This window comes from Streptomyces sp. NPDC056347 (assembly GCF_042262625.1).
Lineage (GTDB): Bacteria > Actinomycetota > Actinomycetes > Streptomycetales > Streptomycetaceae > Streptomyces.
This window is the reverse complement of sequence record NZ_JBHJQP010000039.1, coordinates 1-17,873: the sequence shown is the minus strand read 5'-3', so window position 1 is coordinate 17,873 and position 17,873 is coordinate 1. Positions and strand designations below refer to the sequence as shown.

The 17,873-nt window shown below is 74.2% G+C and carries 17 protein-coding genes; 4 read left to right on the top strand and 13 right to left on the bottom strand.

The features are described 5' to 3' along the window. The first annotated feature begins 60 nt into the window (after positions 1 to 60). The 3 genes from ACFCV8_RS12120 (at position 61) to ACFCV8_RS12110 (ending at position 4,586) form a co-directional block, all read left to right on the top strand. Positions 61 to 1,299: a cytochrome P450 gene (locus ACFCV8_RS12120; protein WP_376685208.1), complete on the top strand. Its 1,239-nt coding sequence runs from the start codon at positions 61 to 63 to the stop codon at positions 1,297 to 1,299. Positions 1,300 to 1,333: 34 nt separating this feature from the next. Next, entirely contained in the window at positions 1,334 to 3,118 is a 1,785-nt protein-coding gene (locus ACFCV8_RS12115; RefSeq protein WP_376685207.1) for a PucR family transcriptional regulator, read from the top strand. 118 nt (positions 3,119 to 3,236) lie between these two features. Next, on the top strand, positions 3,237 to 4,586 hold the full coding sequence (locus ACFCV8_RS12110) for a diaminopimelate decarboxylase (RefSeq protein WP_376685206.1): 1,350 nt from the start codon (positions 3,237 to 3,239) through the stop codon (positions 4,584 to 4,586). A 103-nt stretch (positions 4,587 to 4,689) separates the two neighbouring features. Here ACFCV8_RS12110 and ACFCV8_RS12105 read toward each other — a convergent pair whose 3' ends face one another. The 13 genes from ACFCV8_RS12105 to ACFCV8_RS12045 all read right to left on the bottom strand — a co-directional run bounded on the left by ACFCV8_RS12105 (position 4,690) and on the right by ACFCV8_RS12045 (position 17,200). Further along, positions 4,690 to 5,478: a discoidin domain-containing protein gene (locus ACFCV8_RS12105; protein WP_376685205.1), complete on the bottom strand. Its 789-nt coding sequence runs from the start codon at positions 5,476 to 5,478 to the stop codon at positions 4,690 to 4,692. A gap of 356 nt (positions 5,479 to 5,834) precedes the next feature. Beyond that, positions 5,835 to 6,368, bottom strand: coding sequence for a phage tail protein (locus tag ACFCV8_RS12100; RefSeq protein ID WP_376685204.1), 534 nt, complete (start codon positions 6,366 to 6,368; stop codon positions 5,835 to 5,837). Between the two features lie 5 nt (positions 6,369 to 6,373). Then, positions 6,374 to 8,332 (bottom strand): putative baseplate assembly protein, encoded by a 1,959-nt coding sequence (locus ACFCV8_RS12095; RefSeq protein WP_376685203.1) that lies wholly within the window; start codon positions 8,330 to 8,332, stop codon positions 6,374 to 6,376. After that, entirely contained in the window at positions 8,329 to 8,766 is a 438-nt protein-coding gene (locus ACFCV8_RS12090) for a GPW/gp25 family protein (protein WP_376685202.1), read from the bottom strand. Before ACFCV8_RS12090 ends, ACFCV8_RS12095 begins: the two co-directional genes overlap by 4 nt. Before the next feature lie 208 nt (positions 8,767 to 8,974). Continuing rightward, the gene (locus ACFCV8_RS12085) at positions 8,975 to 9,268 is read right to left on the bottom strand and encodes a PAAR domain-containing protein (protein ID WP_376685201.1); all 294 of its coding nucleotides are present in this window, start codon (positions 9,266 to 9,268) and stop codon (positions 8,975 to 8,977) included. 75 nt (positions 9,269 to 9,343) lie between these two features. Then, entirely contained in the window at positions 9,344 to 11,380 is a 2,037-nt protein-coding gene (locus tag ACFCV8_RS12080; RefSeq protein WP_376685200.1) for a VgrG-related protein, read from the bottom strand. Then, entirely contained in the window at positions 11,380 to 12,183 is an 804-nt protein-coding gene (locus ACFCV8_RS12075) for a peptidase M23 (protein ID WP_376685199.1), read from the bottom strand. The genes ACFCV8_RS12080 and ACFCV8_RS12075 overlap by 1 nt, the downstream gene beginning before the upstream one ends. Positions 12,184 to 12,188: 5 nt before the next feature. Next, the gene (locus ACFCV8_RS12070) at positions 12,189 to 12,626 is read right to left on the bottom strand and encodes a phage tail protein (protein ID WP_376685198.1); all 438 of its coding nucleotides are present in this window, start codon (positions 12,624 to 12,626) and stop codon (positions 12,189 to 12,191) included. Positions 12,627 to 12,722: 96 nt separating this feature from the next. Beyond that, positions 12,723 to 14,525 (bottom strand): hypothetical protein, encoded by a 1,803-nt coding sequence (locus ACFCV8_RS12065; protein WP_376685197.1) that lies wholly within the window; start codon positions 14,523 to 14,525, stop codon positions 12,723 to 12,725. Positions 14,526 to 14,562: 37 nt separating this feature from the next. Further along, the gene (locus ACFCV8_RS12060; protein ID WP_093896703.1) at positions 14,563 to 14,706 is read right to left on the bottom strand and encodes a DUF6760 family protein; all 144 of its coding nucleotides are present in this window, start codon (positions 14,704 to 14,706) and stop codon (positions 14,563 to 14,565) included. Continuing rightward, a complete protein-coding gene (locus ACFCV8_RS12055) occupies positions 14,703 to 15,143 on the bottom strand; it encodes a hypothetical protein (RefSeq protein WP_376685196.1) in 441 nt (146 codons plus the stop codon). The genes ACFCV8_RS12060 and ACFCV8_RS12055 overlap by 4 nt, the downstream gene beginning before the upstream one ends. Beyond that, complete coding sequence (locus ACFCV8_RS12050; RefSeq protein ID WP_376685195.1) at positions 15,143 to 15,586, bottom strand: phage tail protein; 444 nt, start codon at positions 15,584 to 15,586, stop codon at positions 15,143 to 15,145. Before ACFCV8_RS12050 ends, ACFCV8_RS12055 begins: the two co-directional genes overlap by 1 nt. Positions 15,587 to 15,640: 54 nt before the next feature. After that, on the bottom strand, positions 15,641 to 17,200 hold the full coding sequence (locus ACFCV8_RS12045) for a phage tail sheath family protein (RefSeq protein ID WP_376685194.1): 1,560 nt from the start codon (positions 17,198 to 17,200) through the stop codon (positions 15,641 to 15,643). A 368-nt stretch (positions 17,201 to 17,568) separates the two neighbouring features. Between ACFCV8_RS12045 and ACFCV8_RS12040 the strand changes: the two genes are divergently transcribed. Continuing rightward, positions 17,569 to 17,873: hypothetical protein (locus ACFCV8_RS12040; protein ID WP_376685193.1), on the top strand; the 305-nt coding region annotated here is incomplete at its 3' end.

Sequence of the window (17,873 nt, the reverse complement as noted above, 5' to 3'; positions counted from 1 at the left end):
GCCACAACCCGCCACGGCCCGCCCCGCGAGCACCCCCCGAGGACCCGAGGACCCGCGACCATGACGAACAGCACGCTGCTGCGGCAGATCATCGACTACGGCAGCCGCGCCGACCCGTACCCCCTCTACGCCGAGCTGCGCCGGACCCCGGTGCTCCAGGACGGCGACGACCTGTTCGTCGTCAGCACCTACTGGGAGATCAAGAGCCTGCTGCACGACCCGCGGCTCAGCTCCGACACCCGCAACCTCTCCCCCAGCGCCTCCGGCACCCTCCTGGAGGAGCAGGAGGACTCGCCGCTGCCGCCCGCCTTCCTGCGGCTGGACCCGCCCGAGCACGACCGGCTGCGCCGGATGACGATGCGCCCGTTCGGGCCGCCCGAGACGCCCCGGCGGGTGCACAACATGCGGGGCGAGCTGGCCCGGATCGTCGCCGGGCTCGTCGACGGCTTCGCCGGGCGCGGGCAGGCCGACATCGTCGACGACTTCGCGTACCCGTTTCCCGTCACCGTGATCTGCCGGCTGCTGGGCATCCCGCGCGCGGACGAGGCGCGCTTCCACTCCTGGGCCGACACCATCGCCGCCGGGCTCGACCCGGACCCCCGCGGGGACCCGGGCGAACGGTTCCGCCTCACCCGGCAGGCCCGCACCGAGCTGGGGCTCTACCTGAACGGGCTGCTCGACGAACGCGCCGCCGCCCCCGGCGACGACATGCTGTCCGCACTGGTCACCGGGGACGGGCCGGACGGGCGGATGACCCGGCCCGAGGTGCTGAGCACCGCCGCCCTGCTCCTGATCGCCGGCCACGAGACCACGGTCAACCTCATCACCAACGGCACCCTCACCCTGCTGCGCCACCCCGAGGTCCTGGACCGGCTGCGCGAGGACCCCGGGCTGGCCGTGCCCGTCGTGGAGGAGTTGCTCCGCTTCGAACCGCCCGTGCAGCTGCTCCCGCAGCGCACCACCCTCGCGGACATCGACATCGCGGGCACCACCATCCCCAGAGGGGCCGGGGTCTGGCTCGTACTGGCCTCCGGCAACCGCGACCCACGGCGGTTCCCCGATCCGGACCGCTTCGACCCCGACCGGAAGGACATCCAGCACCTCGGCTTCGGCAGCGGCATCCACACCTGCTTCGGCGCGCCCCTGGCCCGGCTGGAGGCGCAGCTCGCCCTGACCGAACTCGCCACCCGGCTCGACGGCCCCCGCCTGGTGGCGGACCCGCCGCCGTACCGGCAGAACGCGGTGCTGCGCGGGCCCCGGCACCTGGAGGTCGCCTTCGACGGGCTCCGCCGCCCGTAGGCCCCGGACGGCGTCCGCCCGCCATGATGGGCGGATGCGGATGCCGACGCACGAACCGGACCGGGACGACACCGAAGCCGACGCCGAAGCCGACGCCGAAGCCGACACCGACACCGACACCGACACCGACACCGAAGCCGGCTTCGATTCCAGCACCGCCGACACGGATACCGGCACCGGCTCCGGCACCAGTCCCGGCCCCTCGCTGGGGCAGCTGCTCGCCCTGGTCGCCCCCGGGACGCTCGACGTCGTCGTCGCCCCCCGCTCCACCTCCATACCGGTCACCGGCGTGGCCCTGCACGACCCCGGTGAGGAGCCGCTCCCGTACGGCACCGCCGGGCTGGTCCTCCTCGCGGTCGGCGTGGAGCTCGGCTCGCCCGGGGCGGTGGACGTCCTGCGCGCCGCCGACCTGACCGGGGCCACGGCCGTCGTGATGCGGCGGGGCGGCCGGGACCCCGGGCCGGAGCTGCTGGAGGCGGCGGCCTTGGGGCGTACCGCGCTGCTGTCCCGGCGGCCGGAGCGGGGCTGGACGGAGGTGCTCGGGCGGCTGCGGACCGCGCTCGCCTCGCACCGTGCCCCGTCCGGTACGCGCGGCACGGACTCCCCGGTGGTGGGGCTGCGGCCCGGCGACCTGTCCGGGCTGGCCAACACGGTCGCGGACCTGGTCGGCGGGGCCATCACGATCGAGGACCCGCAGTCCCGGGTGCTGGCCTACTCGCGCCTCGACCACGAGCCCGATCCGATGCGGCGGCTGACGATCCTGGGCCAGGAGGTGCCGCGCTGGCGGGTCGCGGAACTCCGCGAGAGCGGCTTCCTCCAGACCCTGTGGAGCACCGACGACGTGGTGCGGCTGCCCGCCGACGGCCGGTACGCCGAGCGGCTGGCCGTCGCGGTGCGCGAGGGCTCCGAAGTCCTCGGCACCCTCTGGGCCGCACCGGACGGACGGCCGCTCACCGAGGACGCGGCGGACGCCCTGCGCACCGCCGCCCGGGCCGCCGTGCCGCATCTGGCACACCACCGCACCTGGGGCCGGGCCGCGGCCGGGGCCCGGGAGGAGGCGGTGCACGCGCTGCTGCGGGGCAACGTCGGGGCCGCGCCGGAGGCCGGGGTCGCGGCGGACCGGCCCTACGCGGTGGTCGTGGCCGAAGCGGGAACGGGGGCCGGCGGACCGGACGGGCGGCGGGTGCTGGACGTCCTCGCGCTGCGGGCCGCCGCGGACCGGCCGGGCTGTGCGACGGCGCACTCCGGGCGGCGGCTGTACGTGCTGGTCCCGGCCGGGGACGGCGAGCGCGATCCGGCCCGCGCGCTGCTGGCGGCGGCGCGTTCGGTGACCCGGTGCGCGGTGTTCGCGGGCGCCGGGCCGGTCGCGGCGGGCCCGGCGGAGCTGCCCGCCTCGCGGGAGGCGGCGGAGCTGGTGGTACGGGCGCTGCGGGAGCGGGCCGCCCGGACAGCTGACGGCGGGGCGGTGTCGGCTGCGGCCGCGCACCACGAGGTGGTGGCCCGGACGTCGGCGCTGCGGCTCCTCGACCGGCTGGAGCCGCTGTGGGGCGCGCTGTCGGGGCCGGTGCACGCGATGGTCGAGCACGACCGGACGCACGGTTCGGCGTACGGGGCCTCGGTCGCCGCGTACCTGGACGCCTCCTGCGACGCCGGGGCGGCGGCCCGGCGCCTCCATGTCCACCCCAACACCCTGCGGTACCGGCTGCGGCGGGCCCGGGAGCTGTTCGGCGTCGACCCGGCCGACCCCGACGTACGCCTCCTCGCGGAGATCGGGCTGCGGCTGGCGGCCCGGCCGAAGCACCCGCCGCGCCCGGGTTGATCGTTCGGTTGTCCGGCACGCCGAAGGAACCGGCCGGGTGTCGTCGTGTCGGTCGAAGACGTACGGTCCCCCGCGCCCCGAAGCTGTCGGTACACGACGAAGGGGTGATGTGGTGGACATGACGTCGGGGGTTACGGTCCTGCCGCGCGCCGAGCGCCGTACGGCGGCGCTGGCGCGGGCCGTCGAGGAGGGGCTGCTCGGTCCGCAGGCGCCCGTGGTGGGGCTGCTGGACGTGGACGGGGTGCTGGCCGCGGTGGACGCGCTGAACGGGGCGTTCGAGGGGCCCGCCCCGGTGCTGCACACCTTCGCGGCCAAGGCTTGCGGACTGGTGCCGGTGCTGCGGCTGCTGGCGGACGCGGGAATGGGGTGCGAGGTGGCCTCGCCCGGTGAGCTGGAGCAGGCGCTGGCCGCCGGGTTCGGGTACGACCGGCTGGTCTTCGACAGCCCCGCGAAGACGGCCGGGGAGCTGGAGTTCGCGCTCGCCCACGGCATCGCGGTCAACCTGGACAACTTCCAGGAGCTGGCGCGGGCGGACCGGCTGCTCGCGGGCCGGGAGGCGTCCGGCCCCCTCGGGATCCGGGTGAACCCGCAGGTCGGGGCCGGGGCCATCGGCGCGATGAGCACGGCGACGGCGACCTCCAAGTTCGGCGTCGCGCTGCGCGACCCGGGCGCCGCCGACGCGGTGGTCGAGGCCTTCGAGCGCCGCCCCTGGCTCGACCGGCTGCACGCCCACGTCGGCTCCCAGGGCTGCCCGCCGCCGCTCGTCGCCGAGGGCCTGAGGGCCACCTACGAACTGGCCGAGCGGATCAACGAACGGGTGGGCCGCGCCCAGGTCACCGGCATCGACATCGGCGGCGGACTCCCCGTCAACTTCGGTGACGAGGAGGACCGTCCCACCTACGCCGACTACGCCGCCGGACTCCGCGCGGCGGTGCCGGGGCTCTTCGACGGCCGGTACGCGCTGGTCACCGAGTTCGGCCGCTCGCTGCTCGCCAAGAGCGGGACGATCGGCACGGTCGTCGAGTACACGAAGTCCGCGGGCGGCCGGCGGATCGCGATCACCCACGCGGGGGCCCAGGTCGCGACCCGTACCGTGTTCATGCCCGGGTCCTGGCCGCTGCGGGTGGGGGTCTTCGACCCGGCGGGCCGCCCGAAGGAGGGCCCGGCCGAGACCGTCGACATCGCGGGGCCCTGCTGCTTCGCCGGGGACCTCACGGCGGCCGGGGCCGAGCTGCCGGCCGTGGAGCCCGGTGACGTGGTGGCGCTGTACGACACCGGGGCGTACTACTTCTCCACGCACTTCTCGTACAACTCGCTGCCCCGGCCCGCCGTGTACGGCTACCGCACCGGGTCCGACGGGCGGCCGCGGTTCGCGCTGGTGCGCGCGGCGCAGAGCGTGCGCGAGGTCGTCGAGGAGAGCGGCCTCGCACAGGCGGACAGCCTGGTGGCGCTGCGCCGTTCGGAGTGATTCCTCCCGGGACTCCCTCTCGGGGCTCCCTGCCGGATCTCCTTCTCGGCGTCCCGTCAGGTCCGGTCCTGTCTGATCCGGTTCGGTTCGGTTCGGTCCAAGGTCAGGGCCTGCGGCCGAAGAACTCGACCTCGGCGACGGCGAGCCGGCGGTCGGGGCCCGCTCCGTACGTGGTCTCGGTGGTGAGCCGGGCCCGGACGATCTCCGATCCGCGCAGGTCGAAGGTCTGCTGGCCCGGCTGGTCCTTGACCCGCAGCTTCCTGCTGACGCTGGTGCCGTCGGCGGAGGTGAGCCGGACGGTGATCCTGGCCGGGCGGGCCTGGGTCAGGAATTCGTCCATCTTCGACGAGACGCCCGGGAAGACCACCAGTTTCAGCACCCGTACCGGCTGCTCGAAGTCGCACTCCAGATACTGCCCCCGCCCGGTGTCGGGTCCGTCGTCGGCGGGCGCCCAGTAGCGGTTGGTGAAGCCGTCGAAGGCCGCGCCCGCCGGGTGCCCGGCGGCCCGGCTGGAGGCCCGGAACCGGGTGGGCGGCACGGCCTCCGGCGTCCCGGTCTCGTCCTTGGCGAGGCCGAGCCAGCCGGACACGTGCGGCAGCGCGAACCAGACCCCAGCCGCCAGCACGACCAGCACGATCGGCAGCGTCAGCCCGGGCCGGCGCCACAGCCGCCGCTTGGGCCGGGTGCCCGCGAGGGGTGCCCGGCGCGGCCGCCTGCGCAGGATCCTGCGCCACCAGGGCGGCCGGACCTCGGGCGGCGGCCCCGGGTCCAGGAGCAGCCCGCAGTGGACGCACAGGGTGCGGTCCGGGGCGTTCTCCGTACGGCAGCCGGGGCAGCGCACGGGCGGGGCGGGCGGCGGGCCCGGGGGTGCGGGGGCGGGCCGGTCCGGCACGGCGGGGAGCGCCTCGGGGCCCGGGACCGGGGTGTCCGGATCGTCGCCGGGCCGCCGCGGCGCGGCCGTCGCGGCGGCGCTCCGGGACGGCGGGGACGGTGACGGGGGCGTGGGCGGGGGCGGGGGCGATGGGGACGGCCGGGGCGCCGGGGGTGCGGGCGCGGGAGCAGGCGGAACGGGTGCGGCGGCGGGAGTCGCCGGAGGAGCCGTCGGCGTACCGCTCGCATCCGCATCCGTACGCGTGTTCGTGTTCGTGGGCGTACCGCTCGACGGCGGTTCCTCCCACTCCAGGAACGACCGGCACGAGGTGCAGAACTGCGTCCCCGGCGCGTTGTTCTGGCCGCACGTCCCGCAGATCACAGGACCTCCAGGTCGAAGCCCACATGCGCCGGGATCTCCGTACGGATCAGCTCCTCCAGCCGCACCCGGTCGATCTGGTACGGCTGGGTGGGCCGGACCCGGACCGTGACCCACGGGCGCGGACCGCCGGGGAGCCGGGTGTGCGGCGTCGTCGACCACGCCGTGCCGCCGCTCTCCGCGATCTCCGGCTCGATCCCGGTCTCCAGCAGCACCGCCTCCGCGAGCCCGCGCCGGGTGCCGCGCCTGCTGTGCCGCTCCACCGCGCCCCGCACCGTCTCCCGCCGCCGCTCCATCGGGTGGTCGGCGCGGGTGTCGGCGGCCACCCACTGGGCCAGCCAGGTCAGGAAGTCCTCGGGCGCGCTGCGCGGGTCGAGGTGGGCGGGCAGGTTGTCGATGGAGAGCAGTACCGGGGCGAGCACGTCGTCGAGCGCCTCCAGGAACCTGCGCAGGAAGTCCTGCTCCAGGTAGACCGCGGGGAGCTGTTCGATCAGCGGGTGCGGGGTCGGCAGTCCGGTCACGGCTGTGCGCATGGCGGTCAGGCCTCCCGTACCCGGAGCTGGTGCTCGTAGCTGAAGACCAGCGCGTGCCGGTCCAGGGCGATCTTGGTGGTGGGTTCGCCGCGCTGCCCGTTGACCGGGTCGGCGGGGAAGAGGCGTACGTCCTCCACCAGGTCCACGCCCGGCACCTGCTGGAGCACGGCGAACGCCTCGCCCGACTGGACCGGCCGGCCGAAGGGCCAGCCGTCGCCGCCCGGCCCGCCGCTCAGCGGGTTGAAGTAGCTGTAGAGCGCGGTCAGCGCCTCCTCGCGGACCCGCTCCGGCACGGCACCGCGCCGCGCCTGGACCGAGGCGACCACGGTCACCCCCTGGTAGAAGGGCCGTTCGACGACCAGCCGGGCGCCGATGGGCCGCCGTTCCTCCAGGTGGCCCGCGATCAGCGCGAGGGTGTGCTCCGGCGGGATCAGCTCGTCGAACTCGATCCGGCCCTGCTCGTCGCTGCGCCCGGCCGGCACGATCAGCAGCCGCACCCCGCCCGCCTCGACGTCCGCGTCCTGGCCGGCCGCGATGCACTGCACCCGGGCCGCGTCGGGCGCCACCTCGCGGGCGAGCAGTTCGTAGTCGTGCGGGACGACGGCCCGGTGCAGGGTGCGCAGCGTCATCGGGCCACGCACCCGGGCGCTCTCCACCGTCTCGCCGTCGACCCCGCCGAGGGCCGGGCGGCGGTTCTCCACCCGGGCCACGTACGGGATGGCGCTGCGCAGCACCCGGAGGGTGGAGCGGGCCACGTTGCCGCGCAGCCCGCCGCCGGTGCGGTACGAGCGGACCCGGACCGCGGCACCCTTCGGCGGCACCTTGCCGTAGTAGCGGATCGAGCCGTCCCGTTCCCGTACCGCGGGGCCGAACTCGACCCGGCCCGAGTTGGGGTCGAGGGTGATGTGCCGGTCCTCGGGGCCGGAGTGCGCGAAGTCGTCGACCCGGGTCCACTCCGTGCCCTGTGCCCCGCCCGCCGGGTCGGCGACCTCGACGACGAACTCCCCGGGCACCACCGGCGGCCGGCTCACCGTGAAGCTCTGACCGGGTACGCCCTCGGCGGGGCCGAGCACCTCGTCGGTCACGGTCTCGGCGTGCACCGCCCCGACCGTCGCGCCGATCGTGAACGCGGTGATCCGGCGGACCACCGGGGACGCCATGTAGGTGGGCTGCCCGGGGGCCGCCTCCACCAGGCGGCAGCGCAGCCAGCCGCCGGTGCGGCGCACCACGACGGCGGGGGTGTGGCCCTGCGGCAGGTGCAGGATCAGGTCGCCGGACCGGTTGAAGCCGCCGGTGTCGTCCTTCTCGGTCTCGCAGGCCACCCAGGCGGTGCCGTCCCAGGCCTCCCAGACCAGCGGCGGGCGCAGCGGGTCCACGCCGACGCCCTCGACCGAGCAGTCCAGCCGCAGCACGACGACCCCGGCGGGGACGGCCCCGGACAGTCCGACGTAGAGGGCGTCACCGGGCGTGGGAGTGGTGCCGAAGCAGGGCACGGGCCGGCCGAGGTTCAGTTCCTCGGTGCGGTCGACGGCGTCCCCGGACGTCGGCCAGGCCGCCAGGTGGGCGAACTCGCAGGGAGCGATGGACAGTTCGTCCACGGTCGTGAAGACCACGGCCTCCTCGGTCTCCGTGCGTACGGTCGCGACCTCCGTACCGGCCCTGACCCGTACCGGTTCGGGCTGGGGGGCGGAGAGCCGGAACGTCACGTCGGCGCGGGCGGCGGTGGGCGGGTGGAGGCGGACGCCGATCAGGTCGAGGAAGGTCAGATAGCTCTTCTCCGGGACCCGGTTCACCCGGTAGACGAGCTGGTCGACCATGGTCGCGAAGGCCTCGATGAGAGTCACGCCGGGGTCCGACACGTTGTGGTCGGTCCACTCGGGGCAGCGCTGCTGGACGAGCCGTTTCGCCTCGTCCACCAGGCCCTGGAAACGGCGGTCGTCCAGATGCGGGCTGGGCAGCGTCACGCGCCGTCCACCTCCTCGTGCCGGGGGATCGCGAGATCCTCGTGCTGCGGGATCACATAGAACGGGAAGACCAGGTTCCGGGGGTCGTTGGCGCCCCGGACGGTGTAGCCGATGTCGATGTACAGGACCCCGTTGTCGACCTCGTCGAACCGGACGACGACCTCGGTGACCTCGATCCGGGGCTCCCACCGGTCGAGCGCGAGCCGTACCTCGTAGGCGAGCTGTCCGGCGGTGCCCGCGTCCGCCGGGGCGAACACGTAGTCGTTGACGGCGCAGCCGAACTCCGGGCGCATCGGGCGTTCACCCGGTGACGTGGCGAGGATCAGCCGGATCGACTCCTCCAGCTCGTGCTCGCCGCGCACCAGGGCGATGGAGCCGGTGGCGTCGGTGCGCGGCGGGAAGGCCCAGCCCGCGCCGATGAATTCCTGTCCCACGGTGGTCAGCCTCCGGTTCCCGCGCCGCTCTCCGGACCATTTCGCATGCCGTTGCGGACACCGGTTCGCGTGCCGTCGCGCACGCCGCCGCGGATGCCGCCGCATGTGCCGTCCCGCGTGCCGTTACGCACGCCGATTCGTGTGTCGTCCCGCGTGCCGATTCGTGTGTCGTCCCGCGTGCCGCCGCGCCCACCGATCCGCATGCCGTTCAGCCGCCGATCAGCACGGTCGGGCACCCGGACACGATCGGTGCGCCGCAGGCGGCCCGGTCGCCGACCCGGGCGGCGGGGAACCCGCCGATCAGCACCGTGGTGCTGCCGGGCGGCACGATCGCGGACGGCGGGTGCACCGCGGGCGGCGGCGAGGCGCACAGGTGCGGGGTGCCGACCGTGGCGGCGGGGAGCCCGCCGATCAGCACGGTCGGGACGCCGGGGGGCCCGACCGTGCCGGGGTGTCCGGTGGGGTCGCCGACCCGGGCGGCTGCGGCCGCGACTGCTGACATGGGGTCCGTTCCTCTCGGTTCGGTCGGTGCGGTTGGTTCGGTTGGTGCGGTTGGGGCGGCCGGTCGCCGGAACGGTCAATTGATCTTCACCATGGGGGCGTTGATGGAGAGCGAGGAGCCGCCCTTGACCTCGGTGCGCTGGGTGCCGTCCACCGTGACCTGGGCGCCACGCACCTCGACCGTGCCGCCGGTGGCGAGCGTGACCTCGCCGTTCCCGCCGTCGACGCTCACTCCGCTGCGGGACTTCAACGTGACGCTGTCGCCGCTCAGTTCGAGGGCTCCCCGGCCGCCGTCGAGCGCGACGCCGCGCTCCGCCCTGATGGACACCTGCTGCTTGGCCTCGATGGTCACGCTGCCGTCGCTGTGGACGCGGATGACGGTGCCCCTGCGGTCCAGGTCGATCTTCAGCTTTCCGTCCCCGGTGAGCAGCCGGACGCCCTGCGGCCCGTTGGCGTCGTCCAGGATCTCCAGCTGGTTGCCGCTCCTGGTGGCGACGGCGCGGCGGTTCACGGCGCCGCTGGTCGGGTCGACGAGCGAGCCGCCGGGGGCGTCCGCGGAGGGGGCGGAGGAGGCCGGTGCGCCGGAAGGGGCCGGCGCGCCGGTGGCGGCCGCGGTCACCGCGCCGACGATCCCGCCGCCTCCGCCGCCCGTTCCCCCGTTTCCCCCGTTTCCCCCGTTTCCCCCGCTTCCGCCGCTTCCGCTGCCCTGGGACGGCCGGTCCTTCCCGTTGTAGAGCCCGGCCAGGACGTACGGCCGGTCCAGGTGACCGTGCTCGAAGCCCACCAGCACCTCGTCGCCGACCTCCGGGATGAACGCGTCGCCGCCGCCCGTCCCGCCCGACTGCGCGGTGCGCGCCCAGTCGCTCGCGTACTCGTCCGACAGCCACGGGAACCGCACCTTGACCCGCCCCGAGCCCTCCGGGTCCTGGGTGTCCGTGACCGTCCCGCTGACCAGCCCCGCGCACCGCGAACCACCGCCGGAGCCGGTTCCGGAGCCGCCCGCGCCCGGCCCGCCCCCGGTCAGCCCGAACAGGGAGCGCTCCTGCTGGCCGGAGACCGTCAGCCAGGTCTCGTAGCCGCGCACCGGGTCGAAGACGTGCCGCGAGGACGTGACCGTGTACCGGCCCTCGAACGGCGCCCCCACCGCGTTGAGCGCCACCGCGCTCCCGGCCCGCACCTCCGGGTTCCCCCGGATCACCGCCTCCAGCTCCGCGAACGACCCGGCGATCCGCTCGGCCAGCGCCTTCGCCGCCTGGTCCACCTGCGCCTGCGCCCCGTACGCCGCGTCGGTGACCACGAACCGGGCCTCGCCGAACGGGGCGGACACCTCGGCGGCGCTCACCCCCAGCTCCAGCGTGGCCGACCTGCCGGCCGGGGCGCGCCCGACCAGCGGCTGTTTGGCCTTCACGTCCCAGCCGCGCACCTCCACCTCGGAGACCTGCTCGGCGGAGGACACCCCGGCCCGGCAGCGGAGCAGGTTGCTCCCCATCTCCAGGACCAGCGGGTTGCGGTCCGCCCGCGCCGAACCGTCCGGGGCGCCGCTCGCCTCGGCGGGCCGGGTGATGTGCAGCTGCCCGTCGAGTACGTACGCCTGGGCGCCCGCCTCCTCGGCCAGGTCCCGGACGAACTCCCAGTCGGTGACGTTCGGCTGGGCGATGTGCTCCAGCACCGGACCGGCCACGTCGACCGTGCCCGGCTTCAGCCCGGCGCGCTGGGCGACCTGGGCGCAGATGTCGGCGAGCGTCATGTTCTGGTAGCTGGCCACCCGGCGTCCCCGGAACAGCCGGTGCGACTCGTCGAGTCCGCGTACGACGGTGAAGGTGCCGGTCTCGTCCAGTTCCACCTCCAGCGCGGTGACGACCCCCTTGAGCAGCGGCTTCGGCGTCGAGTCGCCGCCCGCGCGGGCCAGCAGCCGGGCCTCGGTGCCGATCTTCAGCCCGGTCTGCTCCAGCAGCACCCGGTCCGGGTCGCGGAACCTCAGGAGGAACAGGTCGGGCAGCGTCCGGCTGTCGTCGACGTACCCCTCGACCAGCGTGTTCACGAACTTCGCGGGCAGCGGGCTGCCGCCGAACTCCACCATCAGCGCCGTCGCGACGCCCGGCTGCGCGGCCATCAGGGACGCCCTCCGTCCCGGTTCTCCGCCAGCCGGTTCAGCTCGTCGAGCGCCGGGAGCAGCAGCTGCCGTCCCGGGGCCAGCCGCAGCGGGTCGTCGATCCCGTTCGCCTCGGCGATCACCCGCCAGGCCGCCGGGTCGCCGTACTCGCGCTGCGCGAGCGAGGGCAGCGAGTCCCCCGCGTCCAGCCGGTGCACCCGGCGGGCGGCCAGCGCGCCGGAGGTCGGGTTCTGGCCCGGGGTGTCGCCGCTGATCTCCTCCATCGTCACCTGGCAGACGGCCCGGATCGGCACGCCCGACGTGGTGAACAGGGTGTACTTCGCCTGCACTTGGCTCACATAGCCGGGGAACCCGGTCAGCCCGCCCCAGTGGAAGACCACCCACGGCGGCGAGGAACGCTGCTGCTGGCGGGTCTCGTTGGTCGGTACGCAGCAGGCGAAGAGCTGCTCGACGGAGGTCACCACCCGGGTGTCCTGGGTGTCGCTGGCGTCGAAGAACATCTCCACGGTGAGCTTGCTGGGCTGCGAGCCCTGGTACTCCGGCGGGCCGGAGCTCTTGGCGCCCTTGGCCGTGCTCCGTTTCCAGGAGGCCGCCTTGGTGAGGCTGAGCTCCTTGGGGTTGAACTGGAAGTCGATCCGCCCGCACGGGCCGCCGGGGGTGAGGCCGCCGCCGGTCGGCGGGGTCCGCAGCTCCAGATAGGCGTGCTCCAGCTTGGGCCTGGCCGAGCCGCCCTTTCCGGCCCTCGCGGCCGAGGCCCCGGACGTACCGGCGGCGCTGAAGGCGATGGGACCGGCACCGCTCACGACGCTCAGCCCTCCATCATGTAGCCGTGGTGGGCGATCTCGATCGTCTCCATCGCGACCTTGGGCGATTCCGGGGAGAAGGACGGGCCGGTCCAGCGGACGGGCACGACCTCCAGCAGCCCCCACTGGGCCACCTTCGTCCCGTCCCCGGTCCGCGCCTCGATGTGTGCGGTCTTCCGGCTGAACCCGGTCGTCATGGTGGCGAACCAGCGCGCCACCTTCTCGGTCTCCTTGGTGAGCGGCCGGGACAGCTTGACGTTCGAGTACTTCAGGCGGGTCGGCAGCTGCCACAGATGCCCGTTGTTCCCGCCCTCCTCCCGGGTTTCGAGCACCACTTCGCAGCCCAGCCCGTCGCATGTGTTGAACGACCCGAGCTCGATGTCGTCGATCGTGACGACGAAGCAGACGCTGACGGCGGGATCGTTGTCCTGGGCGGTGGCCATGGCACGTACCTCTCGTTTTCCTGTGCTGTGTCAGTGCCGGGTGTTGTCGGGTTCGGGTGTCGTCGGGTTCGGGTGTTGACCAGTGCCGGGTGTTGATCAGTGCCGGGTGTTGATGAGGAATCCCGCCCGTTCTCGTTCCAGCCGCAGATCAGCCTTGAAGAGCCTGCTGAGCGGCGGGTACAGGGCCCGTACGAGTTCGTCGGTGACGACGGGTGCGCCGCCGGGACCGGCCGCTCCCGCCGGTCCGCCCGGCGCGGCGGCCGTCTCCGCTCCCGGTCCGGGTCCGGGCTCCGGTCCGGGTCCGGGTTCGGGTTCGTGGCTTTCGGGGGCGGTGTCCTGGGGCGGGTCGGGTGGCGGCGGCTCCTCGGTCACCGTCTCGCGCTGGACGACGGGGGAGGCGTACGCCGGTGGCGGCGGCCCGAAGACGACGCTGCCGTCGGCCGCCCGCTGCGCCACCCCGGCCGCGAGGGCGACCGCGCCCGCCGTGGTGAACGACGGCGCGGCGGGCCCGTCGCCGCCGGACGGCGCGCCCGGTCCGGCGGAACGCGACAACGAACGCGGCACCGGGGGACCACCGGCCGTCCGGCGTTGCAGGCCGGGGAGCGGGGGGCGGGGCGGTGGTGCTCCCGGCGGCGCGGGCTGCGGGGCCGCGCCGGTACGTTGCAGCGACGCCGGTGCGCCCGGGGTGACCTCGGGCAGCGACGCCGCCCCCGGCCCGGCGGGCGTCCAGCGCACGGGTACGGCGTCCACGGCGCCGGGGGCGTTCCCGCTCTCCGCTCCGGGAGGCGTCGGCCCCGGACCGGCGGGCGGTGACGGCTCCACCCCGCCCGTGGCGGAGCGCTGTACGGCGGAGGAGCCCGCGTCCGGCCCGTTTTGGAGCTCCAGGGGCCGCGCGGCGAGCAGGGGCGCGACCGGCTCGGGGGCGGGGGGCGGTGCCAGGGGCTGCTGCGGTACGACGGGGGTGCGCTGCACCGCCGGTGCGGGGCCGACGGACGCGGGGCCGACGGGTGCGGGACCGGGGCCGGGGTCGCCGGGGTCCGGCGCGTCGGAAGGCAGCAGGGGCGAGTCCCCGAGCAGCGGGGCGGTGGGCGCGTCGGACCCGCCCGCCGGTTCCGGGGTCCCGGCCCCCTGAGCGTCCCGGGGCATCCCGAGGCCCCCGTCACCACTGTCCACGGGCCCCTGGGCCGCCGGATCCGGCCCGTCCACCGCGGCCGGAACGTCGGCGGCGGGCCGCCGCTGGGCCGTCGGCGGCAGCCCGGACATCGGCGCCCCGAGCCCGGGCGCACGCCGGGGCACACCGGCCCCGGGCCCCACCGCCCGCTGAACGGGCACATCCACACCCGGGAACGACACCGCCCCCGGCCCCGCCCCCGGCCCCGCCTCCGGCTCGGGCACCTCCACCGCCACCGCCGCCAACGGCTGCTCGCCCACCAGCCGACGTACCGGAAGTTCCGCCTCCGGCGCTCCCTTGGCCGAGGTCATCCCGGGCCCCTCGCCCGGGACCACCCGCTGCACGGACACCGCCGGCGGCAGCGGCCCCCGGGGCCGGACCGGCAGCTCCACGGCCCGCTGCACCGCCGCAGGAACGGCCGGCGCCGCCGGAGGCGCCGGTTCCGCAACCCCGCGCACCAGCCCGGTCGGCGCCTGCGGGCTGACCAGATGCCCGAGCGGCGTACCGAGCGAGGCGTCCTGCCGGGTGGAGAGCGACCCCTGGAACCCGGCCGGATCGATCACCAGATCCTGTGCCCCCAACGTCCGCTGGATCGGCGGAAGTTCGGAAAGGTCGACACGCTCACGCACCACACCGCCCGTGCCCGCGTCGGCACCCGTACCCGAACCCGAACCCGTACCCGTATCCGCCGTACGTCCGCCACCGCGCAGCCAGGACATCAGGCCCATGGACTCTCCCGCCCTTTCCCGCTCACTGCGCTGTCCGCTACTGCCCGTTGAGGCGAGCGATCTGTGCGACGAACCTCAGACGTTCCGGGTGTTCCAGATCCAGCAGCTCGTCGAGCGGCCAGTGGAAGTGGTAGGCGAGGTACGCGACCTCCTCGTAGAGCAGGTCGGCCGCGTACGTCACGATTCCCCCAGGCGGCCACCGGCGAGATTCACCGCGAACTCCTCCTTGCAGGCCGGGCAGGAGACGGCGGCGCGGGTGTGGCCCTCGGCGTTGATCCGCCGGTAGAAGTCCTGGAGAAAGGCCAGGTCGGAGGCGAAGAGGTCCTCGATGATGCCGGGGTGGATGTCGTCGATCGTGCCGATCCGGGTGACCACCCGGGAGATCAGTACGACGGACAGATACGCGGAGTTCTCCCGCACCCGGTCGTCCCGCAGCGGCACGAGCTCGTCCCGCGCCGTCGCCAGCCGCATCACTCCCGTGTAGTGCACGACGCCCGCCTCGTCGACGTAGCCGCGCGGCAGTTCGAAGGTGAACTCGGTACGGAGCGGCTCCCGTCGGCCGTTCGCCGGATGCGCGTCCGGCCGTTCCCGCTCCTCCGCCGGTGCCGTGCGTCGCATCAGTCGAGTTCCATGCTCTCGTAGGTGATCGCGAGCTTCTCCGTCAGCACCGAGGTGTCACCGGCCTTGAGCGTGCCGATCTCCAGGGACTTCGGCCAGGCGTTGATGAGCTTGTACCGCTTGATCGCGATGCCCTCGTGGTCGTACACGATGACCGCCCCGTTGCGCCGGGCCGTGGTCATCCGGCCGAACCGGGAGTCCTTGATCCACCGTTCGAAGCTGCTGTCCTCGGTGAGCCCACGCGTCACGGTCACCTCACCGGCCTTCGGCCTGCCGGGGAGCTTCTTGATGGCGTAACGGCCGTCGGCGGTGTTCTGCTTCAGCTCGATGACGTCCTGCTCCATCTTCAGACCACTGACCTCGGTGATCTGCTTGATGACGACGCTGTCGAACTCGAGGCCGAACGAGGCCCCGACGGTGCTGTCGAGATCGGGAAGTGGCACAACAGGCTCCTTTACCGCTCTTGCCGCTCTGGCCGCTCATTCCGCTGTTACGCGCTACTCGTCGACGCCGCCGGTGCCGCCGGTCAGCTGGGAGAGCCGGAAGACGACGAACTCGGCCGGCCGGACCGGCGCCACCCCGATCTCGCAGATGACCTGCCCGGCGTCGATGCTCTCCGGCGGGTTGGTCTCGCGGTCGCACTTGACGTAGAACGCCTCTTCCGGGGTGAGCCCGAACAGCGCCCCCTTGCGCCACTCGTTGACCAGGAACGCCGAGACGGTGCGCCGGATACGGGCCCACAGGGCGTCGTCGTTCGGTTCGAAGACGACCCACTGGGTGCCGGTGAGGATCGACTCCTCCAGGTAGTTGAAGAGCCGTCGTACGTTCAGGTACCGCCAGGCCGGGTCGGAGGCCAGGGTGCGGGCGCCCCAGACCCTGATGCCGCGCCCGGGGAAGGAGCGGATGCAGTTCAGCCCGATCGGGTTGAGCTGGTCGTGCTCGCCCTTGGTGAGCTGGGTCTGGAGGGCGACCGCCCCGCGTACGACCTCGTTGGCGGGCGCCTTGTGCACCCCGCGCGACTCGTCGTTCCGCGCCCAGACCCCGGCGATGTGGCCGCTCGGCGGTACGAGCCGGGCCCTGCCCGAGGCGGTGTCCGCCACCCGGATCCAGGGGTAGTAGAGCGTGGCGTACTTGGAGTCGAAGTTGGCGCTGCCGGTACGCCAGGTGCGGATCTGCTGCGGGCTGAGACCCGGCGGCGGGTCGAGGATGGCGACCCGGTCGCCCATCAGCTCGCAATGGCTGATGATCCCCTGCTGGACGGCGATGACCGACTCCAGGTCCAGCAGCCCGCGCTGGTACGCGCTCATCAGGTCCGGTACGGCGACGGTGGTGACCTGCTCGACGGCCTCCAGCCCGCCGACCCCGGTACGGCGGTCGGGGTCGCCGACGTACAGCTCGGGCGTCAGCGTCCCGGTGCCGTTCGGGGCGGGCGCGGCGGGGGCCAGGGTGACGCTCTGCGGCTCGGGCCTGGCCGGTGCGGCGCCGCGTCCGGTCTCGCGGATCTCGATGAGCTCCGAGGTGGCGTTCACCTTGGTGGCGACGTTGTCCTTGCTGCGCTTGGTGGTCACGCCCGGGTACGTCTCCGCGACCTGCCCGTCCCGCCGCACGATCAGCTGGAAGACGTCCGAGGGCGGGTCCTCCGCCTCAGCCTCGGTCACCTCGACGGTGATCTGCCCGGCCGCTCCGGGGCGGGGCTTCACCGCGTACGGCCCCAGCTGGGTCTCGGACCCCGCGGGCAGCCGGCCGACGGCACCGTCGTCCCCGTCCGCGTCCGTGTCCGCCAGGGGCTCGGAGCCGTCGTCGATGCGGACCACGTAGCAGACACCGCCGCCGTTGGTGAAGAACCCCTGCACCGCCGACGCCAGGTACGTGCCGTCGACGAAGTCGCCGAACGTGCTGACGAACTGGCTCCAGTTGGTGATCAGCGTCGGCTCGTCGAACGGTCCCTTCCGGGCGAAGCCGACAAAGGCGGTGACCGAGGTGCCCACCCCTTCGATCGGCCGGGATCCGGACTCGATCTCTTCGACGTAGACGCCCGGGGACAGGTACGACGGCATATGAGTCTCTCCTTGGCCGGGAACGCCCGCAATTCTCGTCAGAGCCGCGATCACCGGGAACGGACGCTCGGCCGCCCTCCCGTGCACCGGCCGCTGCCCGATCAGGCAATGCCCGCACGCCGACCATGCCGCCGGACGATGCCCCCGCACGCGGTCCGCCCGTCCTGCGTACGGGGTGGTCGCCCCGCACACCCTGGAATCGGCGAGCGGGCGAACTCGTAGCGGGGGGACGGATGAAGGCGACTCCGGACAAGGACGCTTCCGCCCCCGGGCCCGACCGCGCGGGGGACGCCGCCCGCCGCGAGAGCGTCCCCCTTCCTCGTGCGCCCGGTCTCCAGCGTCTTCAGCGTGCGGCGGGGAATCGTGCGGTGTCCCGTCTGGTCGCCCAGCGCTACACCCCTCCGGTCAAGCCGTCCCCCGCCCAGGCCCCCGGGTTCCGGAAAGTGAAGGCGGATGTCGCGGCGAAGCGGACCCGTCTGTCCGTCCATGCCCCCGCCGCCACGGAGTCGAGGTCCGCGCAGGACGCCGCGGTCGCGCCCCCGGACGACAAAGAAGCCCAGGGCAAGGCCGCCAACACGGAGAAGATGAACGCCGCGAAACCCGGCGAGTTCAACAAACAGGCCTTCATCGACGCCGTGAACAAAGCCATCGACGCCCAGGCCCCCAAGAACCT